Source organism: Mesorhizobium sp. M0208 (genome assembly GCF_040322015.1).
Taxonomy (GTDB): domain Bacteria; phylum Pseudomonadota; class Alphaproteobacteria; order Rhizobiales; family Rhizobiaceae; genus Mesorhizobium.
In genome coordinates this window covers 226,333-245,436 of sequence record NZ_JAMYSP010000001.1, presented here as the reverse complement: position 1 = coordinate 245,436, position 19,104 = coordinate 226,333, and the positions used below count along the sequence as shown (strand labels likewise).

General features: G+C 62.8%; 20 protein-coding genes. 17 read left to right on the top strand and 3 right to left on the bottom strand.

Annotation, left to right across the window (positions count from 1 at the left end):
- Window positions 1–32 precede the first annotated feature (32 nt).
- The 8 genes from NKJ17_RS01280 to NKJ17_RS01245 all read left to right on the top strand — a co-directional run bounded on the left by NKJ17_RS01280 (window position 33) and on the right by NKJ17_RS01245 (window position 6,762).
- On the top strand, window positions 33–974 hold the full coding sequence (locus tag NKJ17_RS01280; RefSeq protein WP_254815920.1) for a sugar ABC transporter substrate-binding protein: 942 nt from the start codon (window positions 33–35) through the stop codon (window positions 972–974).
- A gap of 95 nt (window positions 975–1,069) precedes the next feature.
- Window positions 1,070–2,146, top strand: a complete 1,077-nt coding sequence (locus NKJ17_RS01275) for an ABC transporter permease (RefSeq protein ID WP_292655972.1) — start codon at window positions 1,070–1,072, stop codon at window positions 2,144–2,146.
- A gap of 2 nt (window positions 2,147–2,148) precedes the next feature.
- Entirely contained in the window at window positions 2,149–2,916 is a 768-nt protein-coding gene (locus tag NKJ17_RS01270) for an ATP-binding cassette domain-containing protein (RefSeq protein WP_254815918.1), read from the top strand.
- 65 nt (window positions 2,917–2,981) lie between these two features.
- Window positions 2,982–3,983, top strand: coding sequence for an inositol 2-dehydrogenase (gene iolG / locus NKJ17_RS01265; protein WP_352647757.1), 1,002 nt, complete (start codon window positions 2,982–2,984; stop codon window positions 3,981–3,983).
- 23 nt (window positions 3,984–4,006) lie between these two features.
- On the top strand, window positions 4,007–4,801 hold the full coding sequence (locus NKJ17_RS01260) for an SDR family oxidoreductase (protein WP_352686502.1): 795 nt from the start codon (window positions 4,007–4,009) through the stop codon (window positions 4,799–4,801).
- A gap of 84 nt (window positions 4,802–4,885) precedes the next feature.
- A complete protein-coding gene (locus NKJ17_RS01255; RefSeq protein ID WP_352686499.1) occupies window positions 4,886–5,155 on the top strand; it encodes a type II toxin-antitoxin system Phd/YefM family antitoxin in 270 nt (89 codons plus the stop codon).
- Complete coding sequence (locus tag NKJ17_RS01250; RefSeq protein ID WP_352686496.1) at window positions 5,155–5,397, top strand: hypothetical protein; 243 nt, start codon at window positions 5,155–5,157, stop codon at window positions 5,395–5,397. The genes NKJ17_RS01255 and NKJ17_RS01250 overlap by 1 nt, the downstream gene beginning before the upstream one ends.
- A 273-nt stretch (window positions 5,398–5,670) precedes the next feature.
- Window positions 5,671–6,762: a 3-deoxy-7-phosphoheptulonate synthase gene (locus NKJ17_RS01245; RefSeq protein WP_352686493.1), complete on the top strand. Its 1,092-nt coding sequence runs from the start codon at window positions 5,671–5,673 to the stop codon at window positions 6,760–6,762.
- Between the two features lie 48 nt (window positions 6,763–6,810).
- Here NKJ17_RS01245 and NKJ17_RS01240 read toward each other — a convergent pair whose 3' ends face one another.
- Window positions 6,811–7,446, bottom strand: a complete 636-nt coding sequence (locus NKJ17_RS01240) for a LysE family translocator (protein ID WP_352686490.1) — start codon at window positions 7,444–7,446, stop codon at window positions 6,811–6,813.
- Between the two features lie 127 nt (window positions 7,447–7,573).
- Between NKJ17_RS01240 and NKJ17_RS01235 the strand changes: the two genes are divergently transcribed.
- Window positions 7,574–8,275, top strand: a complete 702-nt coding sequence (locus tag NKJ17_RS01235; protein ID WP_352686487.1) for a helix-turn-helix transcriptional regulator — start codon at window positions 7,574–7,576, stop codon at window positions 8,273–8,275.
- A 34-nt stretch (window positions 8,276–8,309) separates the two neighbouring features.
- On the opposite strand, the gene NKJ17_RS01230 is transcribed toward NKJ17_RS01235, so the two are convergent.
- Window positions 8,310–9,419 carry a Gfo/Idh/MocA family protein gene (locus NKJ17_RS01230; RefSeq protein ID WP_352686484.1) on the bottom strand — a complete coding sequence of 370 codons (1,110 nt, stop codon included), beginning with the start codon at window positions 9,417–9,419 and terminating at the stop codon, window positions 8,310–8,312.
- A 153-nt stretch (window positions 9,420–9,572) separates the two neighbouring features.
- On the opposite strand from NKJ17_RS01230, the gene NKJ17_RS01225 reads away from it, so the two are divergent.
- A complete protein-coding gene (locus tag NKJ17_RS01225) occupies window positions 9,573–10,418 on the top strand; it encodes a MurR/RpiR family transcriptional regulator (protein WP_352464792.1) in 846 nt (281 codons plus the stop codon).
- Here NKJ17_RS01225 and NKJ17_RS01220 read toward each other — a convergent pair.
- The gene (locus NKJ17_RS01220) at window positions 10,415–11,305 is read right to left on the bottom strand and encodes an AraC family transcriptional regulator (protein ID WP_352686663.1); all 891 of its coding nucleotides are present in this window, start codon (window positions 11,303–11,305) and stop codon (window positions 10,415–10,417) included. The two genes, NKJ17_RS01225 and NKJ17_RS01220, sit on opposite strands and share 4 nt — an antisense overlap.
- Window positions 11,306–11,441: 136 nt before the next feature.
- On the opposite strand from NKJ17_RS01220, the gene NKJ17_RS01215 reads away from it, so the two are divergent.
- From NKJ17_RS01215 to NKJ17_RS01185, 7 genes are all read left to right on the top strand, one after another.
- A complete protein-coding gene (locus NKJ17_RS01215; RefSeq protein WP_352686481.1) occupies window positions 11,442–12,170 on the top strand; it encodes an SDR family oxidoreductase in 729 nt (242 codons plus the stop codon).
- Between the two features lie 196 nt (window positions 12,171–12,366).
- Complete coding sequence (locus NKJ17_RS01210) at window positions 12,367–14,301, top strand: bifunctional 5-dehydro-2-deoxygluconokinase/5-dehydro-2-deoxyphosphogluconate aldolase (RefSeq protein WP_352686478.1); 1,935 nt, start codon at window positions 12,367–12,369, stop codon at window positions 14,299–14,301.
- Window positions 14,302–14,335: 34 nt separating this feature from the next.
- Window positions 14,336–16,180 (top strand): 3D-(3,5/4)-trihydroxycyclohexane-1,2-dione acylhydrolase (decyclizing), encoded by a 1,845-nt coding sequence (iolD, locus tag NKJ17_RS01205; protein ID WP_352686475.1) that lies wholly within the window; start codon window positions 14,336–14,338, stop codon window positions 16,178–16,180.
- 46 nt (window positions 16,181–16,226) lie between these two features.
- A complete protein-coding gene (iolE, locus tag NKJ17_RS01200) occupies window positions 16,227–17,144 on the top strand; it encodes a myo-inosose-2 dehydratase (RefSeq protein ID WP_352686472.1) in 918 nt (305 codons plus the stop codon).
- Between the two features lie 41 nt (window positions 17,145–17,185).
- Complete coding sequence (locus NKJ17_RS01195) at window positions 17,186–17,404, top strand: DUF3329 domain-containing protein (RefSeq protein ID WP_254815905.1); 219 nt, start codon at window positions 17,186–17,188, stop codon at window positions 17,402–17,404.
- Between the two features lie 2 nt (window positions 17,405–17,406).
- Window positions 17,407–18,219, top strand: coding sequence for a 5-deoxy-glucuronate isomerase (gene iolB, locus NKJ17_RS01190; RefSeq protein WP_352686469.1), 813 nt, complete (start codon window positions 17,407–17,409; stop codon window positions 18,217–18,219).
- 148 nt (window positions 18,220–18,367) lie between these two features.
- Complete coding sequence (locus tag NKJ17_RS01185; RefSeq protein ID WP_352477065.1) at window positions 18,368–19,075, top strand: DUF1045 domain-containing protein; 708 nt, start codon at window positions 18,368–18,370, stop codon at window positions 19,073–19,075.
- The last annotated feature ends 29 nt before the right edge of the window (window positions 19,076–19,104 follow it).

Genomic DNA, 19,104 nt, shown 5'->3' with positions numbered 1-19,104 from the left:
GCAGCCGGACACCAATGTGGAGGAGAAATAAAATGAAAAAACTGCTTTTGGGCGTCGCGTTCGCGGCGCTGATGAGTTCGTCCGCCTTCGCTGCCAAGATCGGCGTGTCGATGGCGTTGTTCGACGACAATTTTCTCACCGTGCTGCGCAACGGCATGATCGAGCAGGCCAAGGGCATGGACGGCGTCGAACTGCAGGTGGAGGATGCGCAGAACGACGTCGCCAAGCAACTCGACCAGATCAAGAACTTCGCCGCCTCGGGCGTCGACGCCATCATCGTCAACCCGGTCGACACCTCGGCTACCCAGGCGATGTCGGACGCAGCCGCCGCTGCCAAGATTCCACTGGTCTATGTCAATCGCGAGCCGGTCAACGTCGACACGCTGCCCGAAAACCAGGCCTTCGTCGCCTCGAACGAAGCCGATTCCGGCACGCTCGAGACCAAGGAGGTCTGCCGCCTGTTCAAGGAGGCCGGCAAGACCGAAGCCAACGTCTATGTGATCATGGGCGAACTGTCGAACCAGGCAGCAGTGCAGCGCACCAAGGACATTGACGATGTGATCGCCACGCCGGAGTGCAGCTTCATCAAGATCATCGATAAGCAGACGTCGAACTGGAAGCGCGAAGAAGCGCAGAACCTGATGACCAACTGGCTGTCGACCGGCAAGCCGTTCGACGGCGTCATCGCCAACAATGACGAAAGCGCCATCGGCGCCATCCAGGCGATGAAGGCCGCCAACATCGACATGAAGTCGGTTGTCGTCGGCGGCGTCGACGCTACCCAGGACGCGCTTGCGGCGATGCAGGCGGGCGATCTCGATGTGACGGTGTTCCAGGATGCGGCCGGCCAGGGCGCCGGCGCGCTTGACGCGGCGCTCAAGCTGGCGAAGGGCGAAAAGGTCGAGCACAAGGTCTACATCCCGTTCCAATTGGTCACGCCGGCGAATATCGACAAGTTCCTGAAGAAGAACTGAGGCAGCGGACCGGAGCGGCGCACCAGCGCCGCTCCTCCTTCTCTCTCGGCCTGAAGAGCGGCCGAAAGAGACCGTGGCTGACGGAGGAAGCACGATTGGCACAGACATCTCACGGCGTCGGCGGGCTCAGCTATGATGCGAAGCGGCGCGCATGGCCGGCCGAATTCAACGTCTTCCTGGCACTCGTCATCCTGGTCGGCGCTTTCGAGCTGATCGGCCGGGTCTTCCTGGGCGACAGCTTCCTGTTCAATACCCGCGACAATATCGATGCGATCTTCAACGAAGCGCGCCTGCAGATCATCATCCTGCAGGTGTCGATCGTCGGCATCATTGCCATCGGCGTGACGCAGGTGATCATTACCGGCGGCATCGACCTGTCCTCAGGTTCGATCGTCGGCGCCACCGCAATGATCGCCATGAGCTTCGCCCAGGTGGCGACCGTCAACGGCAACCCGAACCCCAAGGCAATGTTCATCGCCCAGGGCTGGACCGACCTGCCGGTGATCGTGCCGGTGCTGGTCGCGATCGGCTGCGGACTGCTGGCCGGCCTGGTCAACGGTGCATTGATCGCCTACACCCGCATTCCGCCGTTCATCGCCACGCTCGGCATGATGGTGACCGCGCGCGGCATCGCCAAATGGTGGTCGAAGGGACAGCCGATCTCGTTTCCGACCGAGAGTTTCGCCGCCATCGGCAAGGGGCTGATGCCGGTCATCATCTTCATATCGCTCGCGGTGCTGTTTCAGCTGATCCTAAGCTACACCAAATATGGCAAGCACTGCTATGCAATCGGCTCCAATGAGGACGCCGCGCGCATGTCCGGCATCAACATCGCCAACCACAAGATCCTCGTCTATGTCATTGCCGGCGTCCTCGCCGCGCTCGCCGCCGTGGTGCTGAGCTCGAAGAATCTCACCGCCCAGGCCGGCATGGGTGTGATGTACGAGCTCGACGCGATCGCCATGGCGGTTATCGGCGGCGTCTCGCTGTCGGGCGGCCGCGGCTCGATTATTGGGACGGTGATCGGCTCGCTGATCTTCGGCGTCATCATCTCCGGCTTCACCTTTCTGCGCCTCGACGCCTATTATCAGGAGATGGTCAAAGGCGTGATCATCGTCGGCGCAGTCGTTCTCGACCAGTGGCGCCAGCGCCTGCGGGCAATGAGGGCTTGACCATGTCGGACATCGTCCTGAAGACGGAAAACCTGACCAAGTATTATGGCGGCGTCCATGCGCTGGAGGGTGCCAACTTCGAGCTGCGCAAGGGCGAGCATGTCGCTATCATGGGCGACAACGGCGCTGGCAAATCGACCTTCGTGCGCCAGATCACCGGCGTCGAGCAGCGCACCAGCGGCAGGATGTGGTTCGACGGCAAGGAAGTGAATTTTGCCGGCCCGATCGAAGCCCGCGAGGCGGGCATCGAGACGGTGTTCCAGAACCTGGCGCTCGCCGACGATCTCGACGTGCCCTCGAACCTGTTCCTCGGCCGCGAGCGGGTGCTGTTCAATCTAGGACCCTTCTCGATCCTCGATCGCAAGTTCATGCGCAAGGCGACCGAGGCAGCCTTGGTCCGCACGGCGGTCAAGATCCCCAATCTTTCCAACACCATCCGCCATATGTCGGGCGGCCAGCGCCAGTGCGTGGCAATTGCCAGAACCGCGACCTTTGCTTCCAAACTCATCATCATGGATGAGCCGACGGCGGCACTCGGCGTGCAAGAGACGATGCAGGTCGAAAACATCATCCGCACGCTGAAGGAAAATGGCGAACCGCTGATCCTGATCTCTCACAACATGCGCCAGGTGTTCGACCTGGTCGACCGCATCGTCGTTTTCCGGCGCGGCCGCATCGTCGCCAATTTGCGCAAGCAAGACACCGACGGCAACGATATCGTCTCCTACATCACCGGTGCCAAGACCGGGCAGGCGGAGCTTGCGGCGTAACGGCAACGAGGCCACCGGCGCTGACACGCCTTCCCTTCCCAACCATCCTCAAAGGAAAATTCTTCATGCCTCTTCGCTTTGCTCTTCTCGGTGCGGGCCGTATCGGCAAGGTCCATGCTCGCGCCGTTGGTTCCAATCCGCAGGCCAGGCTGGTTGCAGTTGCCGACGCCTTCGAGAAGGCGGCGACCGATCTGGCCTCTGCCTATGGCGCCGAAGTGCGCAGCATCGATGCCATCGAGAAGGCCGGCGATATCGATGCGGTCGTCATCTGCACGCCGACCGACACCCATGCCGATCTGATCGAACGCTTCGCCAAAGCGGGTAAAGCGATTTTCTGCGAAAAGCCGATCGACCTCGACGCCGCCAGGGTGGAACGTTGCCTGGCCGTCGTCGACAAGGCCGGCGCCACCCTGATGGTCGGCTTCAACCGCCGCTTCGATCCGCATTTTGCCGCCGTGCGCAAGGCGATCGACGACGGCGCCATCGGCACCGTCGAAATGGTGACGATCACCTCGCGCGATCCCGGCCCGCCGCCGCTCGACTATATCGGCCGCTCGGGCGGCATCTTCCGCGACATGACCATTCATGATTTCGACATGGCGCGCTTCCTGCTCGGCGAGGAGCCGGTGGCGGTCAGCGCGCACGCTTCGGTGCTGGTCGACAAAAAGATCGGCGAAGCCGGCGACTTCGACAGCGTCAGCGTCATTCTCGAAACCGCCTCCGGCAAGCAATGCGTCATCTCCAACTCGCGCCGCGCCACCTATGGCTACGACCAGCGCATCGAGGTGCATGGCTCGAAAGGCATGATCGCGGCCGAAAACCAGCGGCCGGTGTCGATCGAACTGGCCAACGAGAAAGGTTATACGCGGCCGCCGCTGCACGATTTCTTCATGACCCGTTATCTCGACGCCTATGCCAACGAGATCGCCGCCTTCATCGCGGCAGCGACGTCGGGCAAGAAGGCGGTGCCGAGCGGCAGGGATGGCCTGGTGGCGCTCAGGCTGGCAGATGCGGCGCTGAAATCGGCCAAGGAAGGCAAGACCGTCCGCCTCGACAAAACAATCTGACTATCAAGCACAGGAGCAAGGCGATGAACGGTTCAGCCGGTCGCAATTCCGAAACACGCGCCATCGTCACCGGCGGCGCGCAAGGCATCGGCTTCGCCGTGGCCGAAGCGCTGGCCGACGAGGGTTGCCGGGCGTTGGCGCTGATCGGCCGCTCGCAGGAGAAGGGCGACAAGGCTGTCGCCGTTCTCAAGCGGGCAGGCGTCGATGCCATCTTCATCAGCGCCGACGTCTCAAAAGTGGCCGACTGCAAGCGTGCCGTCGAGATGGCGATTGGCCATTTCGGTACCGTCAACGCACTGGTCAACGCCGCTGCCACCTCGGCTCGCGGCTCGCTGGTCGAGACCTCCGAGGATCTCTTCGACCAGATATTCCAGACCAATGTCCGCGGCCCGTTTTTCCTGATGCAGGGCGTGGTGGCGCATTTGCTGGCGCGCAAGGCACCGGGCTCGATCGTCAACGTGCTGTCGATGTCGGCGCATTGCGGCCAGTCGTTCCTGGCACCCTATTCGTCGAGCAAGGGTGCGCTGGCGACACTGACCAAGAATGTCGCCAATGCCTATCGCGGCAATCGCATCCGCTGCAATGCGGTGCTGCCCGGCTGGATGGACACCGAGGGCGAAGCGATCGTGCAGAAAAAATGGCACGACGCGCCGGACGACTGGCTGGAACGGGCCGAGGCCGCGCAGCCGATGGGTCAATTGGTGAAACCGGCACAGCTTGCCAGGTTGATCAGCTATATGATCAGCCCGCAGTCCGGCGTCATGACCGGATCGCTGGTCGACTACGACCAGAGCATCGCGGGGGCGTCGCCGGAGTAAGGCCAGCTGAGTGGCCCTGCGTCTGTTGCGTCGGCATCGCCATTCCCGCATAGTCAACGTAGTCGGACTAGTCACGGGATTAAGATGCCGCCTGCACCTAAGAATACCAATTGGACGGTCGCCGGGGCAAAAGCCCGGCTCTCAGAGGTCATCGAGCGCGCGCAGTCGGCGCCGCAGACGATCACCAGAAACGGCAAACCGATCGTGGTTGTCGTCTCGGCCGAGGAATGGCAGCGCAAGACCGCACGCAAGGGTACGCTTGCGGAGTTCCTGTTGGACTCCCCGCTGCGCGGCGCCGATCTCAACCTTGGGCGTCAGCGTGACGAACCGCTGGGGCGGCAAGAGCACGTCTGATGCATCCCTATTGGATCAAGGTAAGCGGCCACCTCGGGGTTGGCGTCACCGCGCAATCGAAAGCCGACGCGCTACAACTCTTTTCGCTTGCCTTTGGGTCTGCCGAGAATGTTGTCGGCATCGAGATCATCAAGGACATGAATGATCTTGACCAGAATCACGTCATACCCAATCTGGGCGTGGCCAACTGGTTTCGGCGTGGCATCTGGTTTCCCCAAGGCCAGGAGCACATTTCAAACTGAGACACTGCTTCGCCTCATCACCCACGTGACAAGCGCCCCGGCATCGATTATATGAACCGCATGATCAACCTGACCGCCACCTATTGGTACTTTAGCAGCTCGCTGGCGGCGGGAGGATTGCGCTCGATCTGAAGATTGCAGCATCAAAAATCCGAACAGCCGCCAGACCTGGCGGCTTTTTTGTTTGCCGGCAGGTCTCCTAAAGCATGATCCCGAAAAGTGGCATCCGGTTTTCGGAAAAGATCATGCTCCAACAGACAGGAGCAGAAAGCCGTGTTGACGACCACAGACGATCTTCGGGTCAAAGAGATAAGGGAATTGAGCGCGCCGGACGAGGTGATGCGGGAGATACCGCGCACGCTGACGGCGACGCGCACCGTTGCCGCATCACGCAACGCGATCCACGCCGTGCTGACCGGCGCCGACGACCGGCTGGTGGTTGTCGTCGGCCCCTGTTCGATCCACGACCCGGCCGCTGCCGTAGACTATGCCAGTCGTCTGGCGACGCTGCGCGAAAGCCTGTCGGACCGGCTGGAGATCGTCATGCGGGTGTATTTCGAGAAGCCGCGCACGACGGTCGGTTGGAAAGGCCTGATCAACGATCCCGATCTCGACGGCAGCTTCAACATCGACAAGGGGTTGCGGATGGCCCGCAACGTGCTCTCCGCGGTCAACAATCTCGGCCTTCCGGCGGCCACCGAATTCCTCGACATGGCCACCCCGCAGTATATTGCCGACCTCGTCGCCTGGGGAGCGATCGGCGCGCGCACGACCGAGAGCCAGATCCATCGCGAACTGGCGTCAGGCCTGTCCTGCCCGGTCGGCTTCAAGAACGGCACCGACGGCAATTTGCGGATCGCCGCCGAAGCCGTGAAATCCGCCGCCCAGCCGCATCATTTCATGGCGGTGACGAAAGGTGGGCGCAGCGCCATCGCTACGACCACCGGCAACGAGGACTGCCACGTCATCCTGCGCGGCGGTATTGTGCCTAATTATGACGCGGCCAGCATTGCTGCTGCCTGCGCGGAACTCGGCCGGATCGGCGTGGCGCCGCGGCTGATGATCGATGTCAGCCACGCCAACAGCAGCAAGAAGCCGGAAAACCAGCCAGGGGTGGCAGCCGAGGTGGCGGGCCAGGTCGCGGCGGGCGACGAGCGCATCATCGGCGTTATGATCGAGAGCAACCTTGTCGCCGGCCGGCAGGATGTCGTGCCCGGCAGGCCGCTCGTCTATGGCCAGAGCATCACCGATGGCTGCATCGACTGGGCAACCACCGAGACGGTGCTTTACGGCCTTGCCGACGCGGTCGAGCGGCGCCGGTCGGTGCGCCGCGCCATGATATCAAGCCGTCCGGGAGCCGCCTGACCCGGCCGGCGCCGCTGCCATGGACGTTGCGCCCTTCGGGCGCGGAATTCACGCCGCCTTCAAGCCTTCCCAGACGGTGAGCGCCGAAACCGCAACGAGAAGCAGTCCGGCCGCCCGGCCGGCAAGAGCGGTTGCCCTTGGATTGGCGGCCAGCAGATCGCGGCTGCGACCGGCGGTAATTGCGAGTCCGCCATAGACAGCGAACTGCGTGGCGATCGTCATGAGCCCCATGATGATCGCCTGCATCCAGATCGGGCCGTAATCCGGCCTCAGAAACTGCGGATAGACGGCAAGAACAAAGAGATAGGCCTTTGGATTGATCAGGCAGGTCATGATCCCCTGGCGAAAGGCCTTCCATGCGGAGCGGCTGGCGGCAGGGCCGTCATGGCTGACGGTGATGGAGCTGCGCATCAACGTGATGCCGATAAAGGCCATGTAGGCGGCGCCGGCAATCAGCAGCGGATTGAAGAGGATCGGCAAGAAATGCATGAGCAGGCCGACGCCGAGCGCGCCGTTCAGCGTATGCACCACGCCGCCCAGCATGATGCCGCCGGTCGCCGCAAGCCCTCTGCTGCTGCCGCCGGTCAGCGCATTGGCAAGCACGAAAAGCATGTCCATGCCGGGCACGATGATGATGCCGACAAGGAGGAGAAAAAAGAGCCAGAGGTTTGCCGCGTAGTCCATGTCAGTTGCCTGTCGCCTCATGCAGGCGAGCTGCAGAGGAACTTGTTGATTTTCAATCCGATAGGCGATCCTATAGGTCAGTCCAACTGACGAGGTGTTGTCAGTTGCCTTCGGGCCGAGTGAGGGAATGCGCAAGGCGTCGCGTCTGTTCGAGATCATCCAGATCCTGCGGCTGGCGAGGAGACCGGTGACGGCGGCAATGATCGCCGAGCGGCTGGAGGTGACGGTGCGCTCGGTCTATCGTGACATTGCCGCGCTGCAGGCGATGCGCGTGCCGATCGAGGGCGGGCGCGGCATCGGCTACATACTGCGTCCTGGCTTCGACTTGCCCCCGTTGATGTTTTCGATCGAGGAGATGGAGGCGATCGTACTGTCTCTCGCGCTGCTCGAACGCACGGGCGACAGCGAGCTCAAGCAGGCGGCCAAGCGCGTCAGCGCCAAGATCGCCGGCGCGGTGCCGCCGCCTTTGCGCCAAACGCTCGACGCCAATCAGTTGCATGCATGGGGTTTTGCCGCGCCATCGGCCTCCGCGGTCGATCTGGCGTTGGTGCGCCGTGCCATCCGCGACGAGGCCAAGCTGGACCTTTCCTACCGCGACGAACTGGGCCGAGCCACCGACCGCATCATCTGTCCGATCGCCCTCATCTACTACTCCGAAACCGCCAACATCGTTGCCTGGTGCGAGCTGCGCCAGGCAATCCGCAATTTCCGCAGCGACCGGATCGAGGATTGCCAGGCGACGGGACTATGGTTCAAGGGTGAAGGCGACGGTTTGCGGCAGGTCTGGGTGAACGGGTGGGAAACGGACACCTCAGCCGCAGGCGGCTGAAGCGGCCACTGTGAATCGGATGCCGGGGGAGGGGCTACCTCACGTCCTCCCAGCGGCTCTCACTGAACGACCTGGCCATCGCGTGCACGGTGCGCTCGATCTCCAGGCCTTCGTCGAAGTCGATGATGCGCGCCGGCTTGCCGGCCAGCCGCGTCAAAAGTTCCCTGCATTCGATGATCTTGAGGTCGTTGAAGCCAAGCCCGTGGCCGGGTGCCGGCAGGAAGGCGTCGTAGGGCTTGTGGTGCGGCGCTACCAGGATGGTGCGATAGCCTTGCTCGGTCGGCCGGTCGGCTGTCAGATAGAGCTGGAACTCATTCATCCGCTCCTGATCGTACAGGATCGAGCCCTTCGAGCCAAAAATCTGAATGGCGATCCGGCCTTTGCGGCCCCAGGCCGAACGGTTGACCAGCAGCGTGCCGGCGATGCCGTTTTCGAGATGCATCAGGATGCTGGCGATGTCGTAGGTTTCGACCGCGCGGCGCCCGCCAGAGGCGACGCGGCGTTCGGCATAGGGTTTGGCCATGTCGCACATGACGCGGGCAACGCGGCCGAACAGCACGGCGATGAGCGAAAGCGGATGCACGGCGAAATCGTCGAGCGCGCCGTAACCGGACGCCGCCTCGTGCTTCCAGAAGAACAGCGCTTCCGGATCGGCCATGAAGTCCTCGTCCATCTCGATGCGCAGATGGTTGACCTCGCCGATGATCTTGTCGTCGAGCAGCGCGCCGATATGGCGGATTGCGGGGTTCTGGATGTAGTTATAGCCGAGCGCGGCGACTTTGCCGGACTTTTGGGCTGCCGCAGCCATTGCTTGCGCCTCCGCAAAACTCGGCGCCATCGGTTTTTCACACCACAGATGCTTCCCGGCTTCGAGGATGGCGATGGCCATTTCCGGGTGGAACTGGTTCGGCGTGGTCAGCGAGATGACATCGACGTCGGGATCGTCGACCACCGCGCGCCAGTCACCGGACGCCTTGGCGAAGCCGAATTCGCTGGCACGGCGTTTGGCAAGGTCCTCGTTGACCTCGCCCAGATGAACCAGCCTTGGCTTGGCCACATCGGGAAAGACGGTGCCGACCGCGTTCCAGGCAATGGCGTGGCACTTGCCCATGAAGCCCGTGCCGATAAGACCTACCCCGACCATCCGCTTGCCTCCCTGTGTGCAAAGTTTGTGTGGATGAATTAGTCCATTTTGTCTGCAGATGGAACGCTTGTCTCATTTTTTATGGTGTTCTTGCACAGGCCCGCTATGATGGGGCACAGAGGGAACCAGACGATGAGCCTGGGCGGAGCGACGATGGACGAACGGGTGCCGCGCGATTTCGAGACGCTGCGGGCGACGATCCTGGAGCGGCGCCAGAGCCTGCCGAAACGTATCGCCCAGATCGCCGCCTATGCGCTCGACAACCCAGACGATATCGCCTTCGGCACCGCCGCCAGCATCGCCGCTTCCGCCGGTGTCCAGCCTTCGACCCTGATCCGCTTTGCCCAGCAGCTTGGTTTTGATGGTTTCACCAGCCTGCAGTTGGTGTTTCGCGAGCGTCTGCGCGAGCGCAACTCGTCCTATGATGAAAGGCTGGCGGCATTGCGCGCCAAGGCCGAGGAAGGCGCCGGCCACCGCGCGATTTTCGATGGTTTTGTTGCCGCAGCCAGCACCTCGCTCAACGACATTTCGCGCACGCTGAATGAAGACCATTTCGAAGATGCTATCGCCGTGCTGGCCAAGGCCGAAACCATTTACGTGCTGGCCAAGCGGCGCTCCTACCCGGTCGCCTCCTACATCGCCTACGCATTGGGCAAGCTCAAGATCCGCAACCAGCTGATCGAATCGGCCGCCGGCCTCAATGCGGAGATGATCGGCTTTGCCTCTCCAAGGGACGCCGTCATCGCCATAAGCTTTTCACCCTATGCCCCGGCCACCATCGAGGAGGCGCGCGTCATTTCGGAACAAGGCGTGCCGATCGTGGCGATTACCGACTCCTCCTTTTCGCCGCTCGCCCAGTTCGCCAGGGTCTGGTTCGAGGTCGCCGAGGCCGATTTCGCCGGCTTCCGCTCGCTGTCGGCGACGATGGCCTTGGCCATGGCGCTGACTGTCGCCGTCGGCGAGAAGCGGCGCGACAGCGGCAGGAAGCGCAAGCCTTAGAGCACCTCTATTGCCGTTTCGCCTCCTGCCAAAAGCCGCGCTGCGTCGCGGGCAGGCGGCGATCCGAACTGGCGGGCATACTCCCGGCTGAACTGGGAAGCACTCTCATAGCCGACAGCGAAGGCGACACGCGCCACGTTGCCCGGCTGGGCAATCAGCAGATGGCGGGCTTCCAGCAAGCGGATTTGCTTTTGATACTGGATTGGGCTCATGGCCGTCGCCGCCTTGAAGTGACGATAGAACGCAGCACTACTCATATGGGCGATTTCGGCCAGATCCCCGACCCGGACCGGCTGATGGGGATGCGAGCGGATCCAGGCGATCGCCTGGCCAATCCGGGACAGATGGCCGTCGGCGCGCGCAAGTTCACGAAGCTTTCCGCCTTGCGGGCCTTGCAGGAGCCGAAACAGCATCTCCCGCTCGAGCATGGCCGCAAGCACGGGAATCTCCGCTGGCCGGTCAAGCAGCCGCAGCATTCGACGCAACGCGTCGAGCAGGTCGTCATCAACGGGAGAGGTGGAGAACCTGTCGCCGCCGAGGACCGGCCCGTGCTCAACGAGGAGCGCGGCGACAGCCTGCAGGTCAAGGGTCAAGCCAATGGCCAGATAAGGACGTGCGGCGCTCGCTTCGACTATCTGGCTGATGCTGGGCGTCTCGACAGTGTAGATGAAATAGCTGGCCGGGTCGTAACGAAGAGCCCGGTCGCCGATCAGAACCGTCTTCGCGCCCTGCAATACGAATAAGACCCCCGACCCCCACACACCCGGCAATGGCGCCGTCGCGACTTCGCTGCGGCCGATCGAAACGCGGGGAATTGCCGTTCTTATTCTTCGCCCGCGCGCATGGCGGCCGGCGATTTCGATCAACTCCTGCAGCGCCTCGCTCATTGCGCCAGCATCGCGCATTCGCACCGGCCGCGCAACAGCGTGAGGGGATTAGGCAAGAGCTGGAGAGTTTCCGGCGCGCGGCGCCCGCTGCCTCGCGCCATTTGTGGGTCTTCGACAGCAAACATGGAGACACGACATGACGACATCGAAAACTGCGCTGGTGACCGGCGCCAACAAGGGTATAGGCCGTGAAATCGCCCGGCGAATGGCGACCATGGGCTTCAAGGTCTGGCTCGGAGCCAGGAGCGCCGAACGCGGCATGGCGGCGGCGCAGGCATTGCGTGCCGAAGGCCACGACGTAGAGTGGCTTGAGCTGGACGTCACGAGGGATGACAGTGTGAAGGCGGCAGCCGAGGCGTTCGGGCAGGCCAGCCGCCGCCTTGACGTGCTGGTGAACAACGCCGGCGTCGCCATCAACTACGACCTGCCGCCGGGCCAGCAGCGGATCGCCGATATCCAGGCCACCTACGACGTCAATGTCTTCGGCCCGATCCGCGTGACCCAGGCATTCCTGCCGCTGCTGCTGGCAGCACCTGCTGCCCGGATCGTGATGGTGAGCAGCTCCACCGGCTCCATCGGCAGGGCGCTGGATCCCGCCACCGCGAACCACGCCATCAATATGATGAGCTACGGCAGCTCCAAGACAGCGTTAAACGCCATCACGGTGGCCTTCGCCAAGGAGCTCGCACCGCAAGGCATCAAGGTCAACGCCGCCGCGCCTGGTTACACTGCCACCGATCTCAACGGCTATAAAGGTCACCGCACGGTGCAGCAGGCGGCCGAGATCGTCATTCACCTGGCGACCTTGGACGCCGATGGCCCGACCGCGGGGTACTTCAACGATGATGGCCCACTTCCTTGGTAAATCAGCTGGTCTCAGGGGTAGACACTTGACGTTCGTCTGACTTCAAAATTTCTGAACGCGCGAGCCTTGCACACTTTTCAGCTTGGGAATGCTCGTTCCATATTGACTATGGATTGGAATTATTATTTCATATTGCTGGCGCCACGCTGCCGCTCGCGCGTGTTACCCAAGACAACAAAGCCGATGGGAGGTTCGAATGGGCGAAGCCGTGGAAGCGAAATATTCGCCGCTCGACATCATCACGATCGGCCGCGCTTCCGTCGATCTCTACGGCCAGCAGATCGGCTCGCGCCTCGAGGACATTACTTCCTTTGCCAAGTCGGTCGGCGGCTGTCCAGCCAATATCGCAGTCGGCACTGCCAGATTAGGCCTGCGCTCGGCGCTGCTCACCCGCGTCGGCAATGAGCAGATGGGCCGCTTCATCCGCGAGCAGCTGACCCGCGAGGGCGTTTCGGTCCAAGGCCTCAAGGCCGATCCGGAGCGGCTGACCGCCCTGGTGCTGCTGTCGGTCGAGGCTGAAGGCGTCTCGCCGATGATCTTCTATCGCAGCGATTGCGCCGACATGGCACTTTCGGAAGACGACATCGATGAGGCGTTCATCGCTTCGGCACGCGCGATCGTCGTCACCGGCACGCATTTTTCACGACCCAACAGCGACGCCGCCCAGCGCAAGGCGATCCGTGTCATGAAAGCCAAAGGCGGCAAGGTGGTGTTCGACATCGACTACCGCCCCAACCTCTGGGGTCTCGCCGGCCACGCCGAAGGCTTCGAGCGCTATGTGAAATCCGACCGCGTCTCGGCGCGGCTGAAGACGGTGCTGCCCGACTGCGATCTCATCGTCGGGACCGAAGAGGAAATCATGATCGCGTCGGGCGCAGACGATTGCCTGAGCGCGCTGAAAACCATCCGATCGCTGTCGGCGGCAATCATCGTGCTGAAGCGCGGCGCCATGGGCTGCATCGTCTATGACGGGCCGATCAGCGATGATCTCGAGGACGGTATCGTCGGCAAGGGGTTTCCTATCGAGGTCTACAATGTGCTTGGCGCCGGCGACGCCTTCATGTCGGGCTTCCTGCGCGGCTGGCTCGGCGATGAAAGCCTGGCGACGGCGGCGACCTGGGCCAATGCCTGCGGGGCATTTGCCGTGTCGCGGCTCCTCTGCGCACCTGAATACCCGACTTTCGAGGAATTGCAGTTCTTCCTGAAAAACGGCAGCAAGCACCTGGCGCTGCGCAAGGACGAGGCGATCAACCACATCCATTGGGCGACCACGCGCCGGCGCGACATCCCCTCGCTGATGGCGTTCGCCTGCGACCACCGCGTCCAGCTGGAGGACGTCGCGGCAAAAGCCGGCGCCGATCCGTCGCGGATCCCGGCTTTCAAGGTGCTGACCGTCAAGGCTGCGGCCAAAGTCGCGGCCGGCCGCGCCGGCTATGGCATGCTGCTCGACGAAAAATACGGACGCGAGGCGATGTTCGAATTCGCCCACCATTCCTTCACCTGGCTCGGCCGGCCGGTCGAGTTGCCGGGTTCGCGGCCGCTTCGCTTCGAGTTCTCGCAAGACATTGGTTCGCTACTGACCGAATGGCCGGTCGACCACTGCATCAAGTGCCTGTGCTTCTATCATCCCGATGATCCGGCGGAGCTGAAGACCGAACAGCAGCAGAAACTGCGCGCTTTGTTCGAGGCCGCGCGGAAAGTGGGCAGAGAACTTCTGGTGGAGATCATCGCCGGCAAGCACGGCAAGCTCGACGACATGACCATCCCGCGCGCGCTCGAGGAACTCTACGCACTCGGCATCAAGCCCGATTGGTGGAAGCTCGAACCGCGGGCATCGCACGGCGCATGGGCAAAGATCGAGGCGGTGATCCTTAAAAACGATCCGTGGTGCCGCGGGATTGTGCTGCTCGGTTTGGAAGCGCCGCAGGACGAGCTGGAAGCGGCCTTTGCCGCCACCGCCAAGGCGCCCATCGTCAAGGGCTTTGCCGTCGGTCGCACCATCTTCATCAACGCGGCCGAACAATGGCTTGCCGGCAAGATGTCGGACGATGAAGCGGTTGCCGACATGGCATCTCGCTTCGAGAGACTGACCGAGGCGTGGCTTGCCGCGCGCGGCCGCAAAGCAGCATAAGAAGGCGCGGCACAAGGACTGCGGAGGAACCGACATGACCAAGACAATCCGCCTGACGATGGCGCAGGCTCTGACCCGCTTTCTTGCTCGACAGATGACCGAGATGGACGGGAAGAAGGTGCCGATCTTCGGCGGCGTCTGGGCGATCTTCGGCCACGGCAATGTCGCCGGCGTCGGCGAGGCGCTGTACCAGGTTCGCGACGAGCTGCCGACCTTCCGTGCCCATAACGAGCAGGCAATGGCGCATGCGGCGATCGCCTATGCCAAAGCCAATTTCCGCCGCCGCTTCCTGGCTGCGACCAGTTCGATCGGCCCCGGCGCGCTCAACATGGTGACCGCTGCGGCGCTTGCGCATGTAAACAGGTTGCCTGTCCTGTTTCTGCCCGGCGACGTCTTCGCCAATCGCATTCCCGATCCGGTCCTGCAGCAGGCCGAGGATTTCTCCGACGGCACGGCGACCGTCAATGACTGCCTCCGGCCGGTGTCGCGCTATTTCGACCGCATCACCCGGCCGGAGCAGATCATGCCGGCGCTCAACCGCGCCATGCAGGTGCTGACCGATCCCGCCGAATGCGGCCCGGTGACGCTGGCGCTGTGCCAGGACGTGCAGGCAGAAGCGTATGACTACCCCGAGAGCTTCTTTGCCGAACGAATCTGGCATCAGCGGCGACCGCGTCCGGATCGCCAGGAGCTGGCCGCCGCGGTGGCGGCTCTTAAAGCGGCGAAGAAGCCATTGGTGATTGCCGGCGGCGGCGTACTCTATTCGCAGGCCTCGGGTGAACTGGCCAGACTGGTGCAGGACGCCGGCGTTCCGGTCTGCGAGACGCAAGGCGGCAAATCCTCGCTGCCCGACGATCATCCGCTGAACATGGCGGCGGTCGGCGTCACCGGCACTTCGGCTGCCAACAGGCTGGCCGAAGAGGCCGACGTCGTGCTTGCCGTCGGCACCCGGCTGCAGGACTTCACCACCGGCTCCTGGGCACTGTTCAAGAATTCCGGCAAGACCATTATCGGACTTAACGTCCAGCCCTTCGACGCCGGAAAGCACCAGGCGCTGACGCTGGTCGCCGATGCGGCGGAAGGGCTCGCCGAACTCGGCGAGGCGCTGAAGGGCTGGAAGGTGCCTGCCGCCTGGACCGACAATGCGATCAAGGGCAAAAAGGAGTGGCAGGCGGAGGCGGGCAAGGTGACTGCGTCGACCAATGCCGCCTATCCGTCCGACGCGCAGGTGATCGGCGCCGTACAGCGCGCCATGGGCTCCGGCGTGGTACTGCTCCATGCCGCCGGCGGCTTGCCCGGCGAGTTGCACAAGCTCTGGCAGGCGGGCGCGCCCGGCTCCTACCACGCAGAATACGGGTTCTCGACAATGGGCTATGAAATCGCCGGCGGACTCGGCGTCAAGATGGCCAAGCCGGACGAAGAGGTAGTCGTGATGATCGGCGACGGCTCCTACCTGATGCTCAATTCCGAGATCGCGACCTCGGTGATGCTCGGCCTCAAGCTGACCATCGTGCTGCTCGACAACCGCGGCTATGGCTGCATCAACCGGCTGCAGATGGCGACCGGCGGCGCCAACTTCAACAATCTGCTGAAGGACGCCCGTCACGAAACCTTGCCCGAGATCGACTTCGCCGCGCATGCTGCGAGCATGGGTGCGATTGCCGAAAAAGTGCCATCGATCGCCGGGCTGGAAACGGCGCTGGCGCAAGCGAAGAAGAACACGCGAACGACCGTGCTGGTCATCGACACCGACCCGCTGGTTTCGACCGAGGCCGGTGGAAGCTGGTGGGATGTCGCAGTGCCGGAAGTCTCGGCACGGCCGCAAGTGAATGCGGCGCGCAAGAAATACGAGGAAGCGCTGAGCGGGCGGGTTCTTTGAACCATCCGCGAACGCGCCTCGAAATGTCCGAAACTGGAGTGACGACTTGAAAGCCAAACTGGGCATGTCCCCCATTGCATGGTGGAACGACGATCTTGCCGAACTCAGCGATGATGTGTCGCTGGAGGAGTGCCTGCGCCAGTCGCGCTCGGCTGGCTTTACCGGCATGGAAATGGGCCGCCGCTTTCCCAACGATCCGCAAATCATGCTGCCGATCCTGAAAGAGGCCGACGTGACACTTTGCGGCGGCTGGTTCTCGGGGACGCTGGTCAATGAAGACATGGCGAAAAACAAGGATCGTATCCAGCCGATGATCGATCTGTTCAAGGCGGTGAATGCGCCCTGCATCGTCTATGGCGAAGTCGGCCGCTCCATCCAGGGCGACCGTTCGAAACCCCTCGCCAGCAAGCCCAGGCTTTCGGACGATGAGATGAAAGCCTACGCGAAGCAGCTCACGCAGTTCGGGGAATGGTGTGCCGAGCAAGGCATGCCGCTCTCCTATCACCATCACATGGCGGCGGTGGTCGAGACCGAGCCAGAGCTCGACGCCTTCATGCGCTATTCGGGAGAAGGCATTCCACTGCTGCTCGACGCGGGTCACCTGGCTTTTGCCGGGGGCGATGTGCTGCGCGCTATTGATAACCACCACCGGCGCATCAACCACGTGCATGTGAAAGACGTGCGCATGGAGGTGATCAACAAGCTGGATCGTAGCAGGCAATCCTTTCTCGATGCGGTGGCGCTTGGTGCCTTCACCGTGCCGGGAGATGGCTCGCTGGACTTTGGCGCCATCGTCCAGAGGCTCGCCGACCATGGCTATGAAGGCTGGTTCGTGGTCGAGGCCGAGCAGGATCCGAAGAAGAACCCGCCGCTCAAGATGGCGCAGGTCGGCTACAAGGAATTGATGCGGGTGATGACAGCGGCCGGCTATACGGTGGAGACACAAGGCTTTCCCAATGCTTGAGGCTCGCGAGGAAGGGCTGATCCGATGCCGGGGGTGATCCGATGAAAGACTCCGAGCACCCGTTTTTCCGGCCGCTGTGGCGGCGCGTTGCCGTTGTCGCGGTCTGCCTGGTCTGGTCGGTGATCGAATTCGCCACCGGCACGCCGTTCTGGGGCGTGATCGCGCTCGGCTTCGCCGGCTATGCCGTCTGGCAATTCTTCTATCTCTACAAGCCGGCTGACGAGGACAAGCCATCGGCGGACGCCAAACCGAAGGAATGACCATGTCTAAGCTGCTCATCAAAGCCAATAAGGGCCACGGCCGCGTCGCTCATGTGACGCCGCAAAACGCCGGCTGGACCTATGTCGGCTTCGATCTGCATCGGCTCAGACCCGGCGAGAGCGCTTCCGGGCAAACCGCGGATCGTGAGGTCTGCCTGGTGTTCGTCACCGGCAAGGGCAAGGCCAAAGCCGGCGGCAAGGATCTCGGCCTGCTGGGCGAACGCATGTCGCCGTTCGAAGGCAAGCCTTGGTCGGTCTATGTGCCGCAGGGGTCGGAGTGGTCGGTGAGCGCCGATACCGATCTCGAACTTGCCGTCTGCTCGGCGCCAGGACTGGGCGGCGGTCTGCTGGTCCGTGTCATCGGGCCCGACGATCTCGGCCAGGAGGTTCGCGGCAAAGGCACCAACACGCGCTACGTCACCAACATCCTGCCGGAGGACAAGCCGGCCGATTCCTTGCTGGTGGTCGAGGTCATCACACCCGGCGGCCACACATCGAGCTATCCGCCGCACAAGCACGACCAGGACAATTTGCCGGCTGAATCCTATCTGGAGGAAACCTACTACCACCGCCTCAACCCGCCGCAGGGCTTTGCTTTCCAGCGCGTCTACACCGACGCCGACCAGAGCGGTGCTCGTTCGCTCGACGAGGCGATGGCTATCGAGGACGGCGACGTCGTGCTGGTACCCAGGGGTTATCACCCCTGCGCAGCCTGCCACGGCTATGATCTCTATTATCTCAACGTCATGGCCGGACCGAAGCGGACGTGGAAATTCCACAACGCGCCCGAGCACGAATGGCTGATGAAGGCCTGACCACTTCCCCTTCGCCCCAACGGCTGGTCCAAGCGAAAAATCGTCGGCTAACTACCCGGCTGCGTGGTTTTGTTACCGAAAACGCCGCAAAGCTTCGTCAATTCGTCATGGAAATCACCTATGGCAGCGGGGCTGACAAGGACTTTCGATGCGCTACGCGATCTATTTCACCCCCCGACAGGACGAACCGCTGGCACGGATCGCCGCCAACTGGCTCGGCCGCGACCCATTCGGTGCCGCCACAAAGCCGGTCGAGGCAGTAGGCGAGTTGTCGGCGGCAGAAGTTGCCTTCCATACCGCTTCGGCGCGCCGCTATGGCTTTCATGCGACGCTGAAGGCGCCCTTTCGACTGGCCTCCAATGAGACGGAAACCTCGCTTCGCGCGGCACTCGACGATTTTGCCGAGGCGACGCCGGTGGTTACGATCCCGCGCCTCGTCGTCAGCCAGATCGACGGCTTCTTCGCGCTGGTGCCGGAAGCACCGCTGCCGTCGCTCAACCGCTTCGCCGATGATGTGGTGCGCGACTTCGACCGCTTTCGCGCGCCGTTGACGGAAGCCGAGATCGAACGGCGCAGCCCCGATTCGCTGAAGCCCGACGAGTTCCGCAATCTCTGCCAATGGGGTTATCCCTATGTGTTCGAGACGTTTCGCTTCCACATGACGCTGTCCGGCCGGGTCTCGTCACAGGAAAGCCCTCGTCTTCGCTTAGCAATCGACAGCCTGTTTGCGGGCGTGCTGCAAAGGCCGGTGCCGGTGGACGCGCTGACGCTGTTTGTGGAAACTGAACCTGGCGCGCCGTTCATGGTGCTGTCCCATCACGCGCTCGGGCGCCGCCCGGCCAGAAGAACTGCCTAATGACTATTTGCTCTAACCGCGTTTGTGCG

Excerpts from the sequence above, each read along its gene's own strand:
- NKJ17_RS01280 (WP_254815920.1), top strand. The coding sequence starts at position 33 with ATGAAAAAACTGCTTTTGGGCGTCGCGTTCGCGGCGCTGATGAGTTCG.
- NKJ17_RS01270 (WP_254815918.1), top strand. The coding sequence starts at position 2,149 with ATGTCGGACATCGTCCTGAAGACGGAAAACCTGACCAAGTATTATGGC.
- iolG (WP_352647757.1), top strand. The coding sequence starts at position 2,982 with ATGCCTCTTCGCTTTGCTCTTCTCGGTGCGGGCCGTATCGGCAAGGTC.
- NKJ17_RS01260 (WP_352686502.1), top strand. The coding sequence starts at position 4,007 with ATGAACGGTTCAGCCGGTCGCAATTCCGAAACACGCGCCATCGTCACC.
- NKJ17_RS01255 (WP_352686499.1), top strand. The coding sequence starts at position 4,886 with ATGCCGCCTGCACCTAAGAATACCAATTGGACGGTCGCCGGGGCAAAA.
- NKJ17_RS01250 (WP_352686496.1), top strand. The coding sequence starts at position 5,155 with ATGCATCCCTATTGGATCAAGGTAAGCGGCCACCTCGGGGTTGGCGTC.
- NKJ17_RS01240 (WP_352686490.1), bottom strand. The coding sequence starts at position 7,446 with ATGGACTACGCGGCAAACCTCTGGCTCTTTTTTCTCCTCCTTGTCGGC.
- NKJ17_RS01235 (WP_352686487.1), top strand. The coding sequence starts at position 7,574 with ATGCGCAAGGCGTCGCGTCTGTTCGAGATCATCCAGATCCTGCGGCTG.
- NKJ17_RS01230 (WP_352686484.1), bottom strand. The coding sequence starts at position 9,419 with ATGGTCGGGGTAGGTCTTATCGGCACGGGCTTCATGGGCAAGTGCCAC.
- NKJ17_RS01225 (WP_352464792.1), top strand. The coding sequence starts at position 9,573 with ATGGACGAACGGGTGCCGCGCGATTTCGAGACGCTGCGGGCGACGATC.
- NKJ17_RS01220 (WP_352686663.1), bottom strand. The coding sequence starts at position 11,305 with ATGAGCGAGGCGCTGCAGGAGTTGATCGAAATCGCCGGCCGCCATGCG.
- NKJ17_RS01215 (WP_352686481.1), top strand. The coding sequence starts at position 11,442 with ATGACGACATCGAAAACTGCGCTGGTGACCGGCGCCAACAAGGGTATA.
- NKJ17_RS01210 (WP_352686478.1), top strand. The coding sequence starts at position 12,367 with ATGGGCGAAGCCGTGGAAGCGAAATATTCGCCGCTCGACATCATCACG.
- iolD (WP_352686475.1), top strand. The coding sequence starts at position 14,336 with ATGACCAAGACAATCCGCCTGACGATGGCGCAGGCTCTGACCCGCTTT.
- NKJ17_RS01195 (WP_254815905.1), top strand. The coding sequence starts at position 17,186 with ATGAAAGACTCCGAGCACCCGTTTTTCCGGCCGCTGTGGCGGCGCGTT.
- iolB (WP_352686469.1), top strand. The coding sequence starts at position 17,407 with ATGTCTAAGCTGCTCATCAAAGCCAATAAGGGCCACGGCCGCGTCGCT.
- NKJ17_RS01185 (WP_352477065.1), top strand. The coding sequence starts at position 18,368 with ATGCGCTACGCGATCTATTTCACCCCCCGACAGGACGAACCGCTGGCA.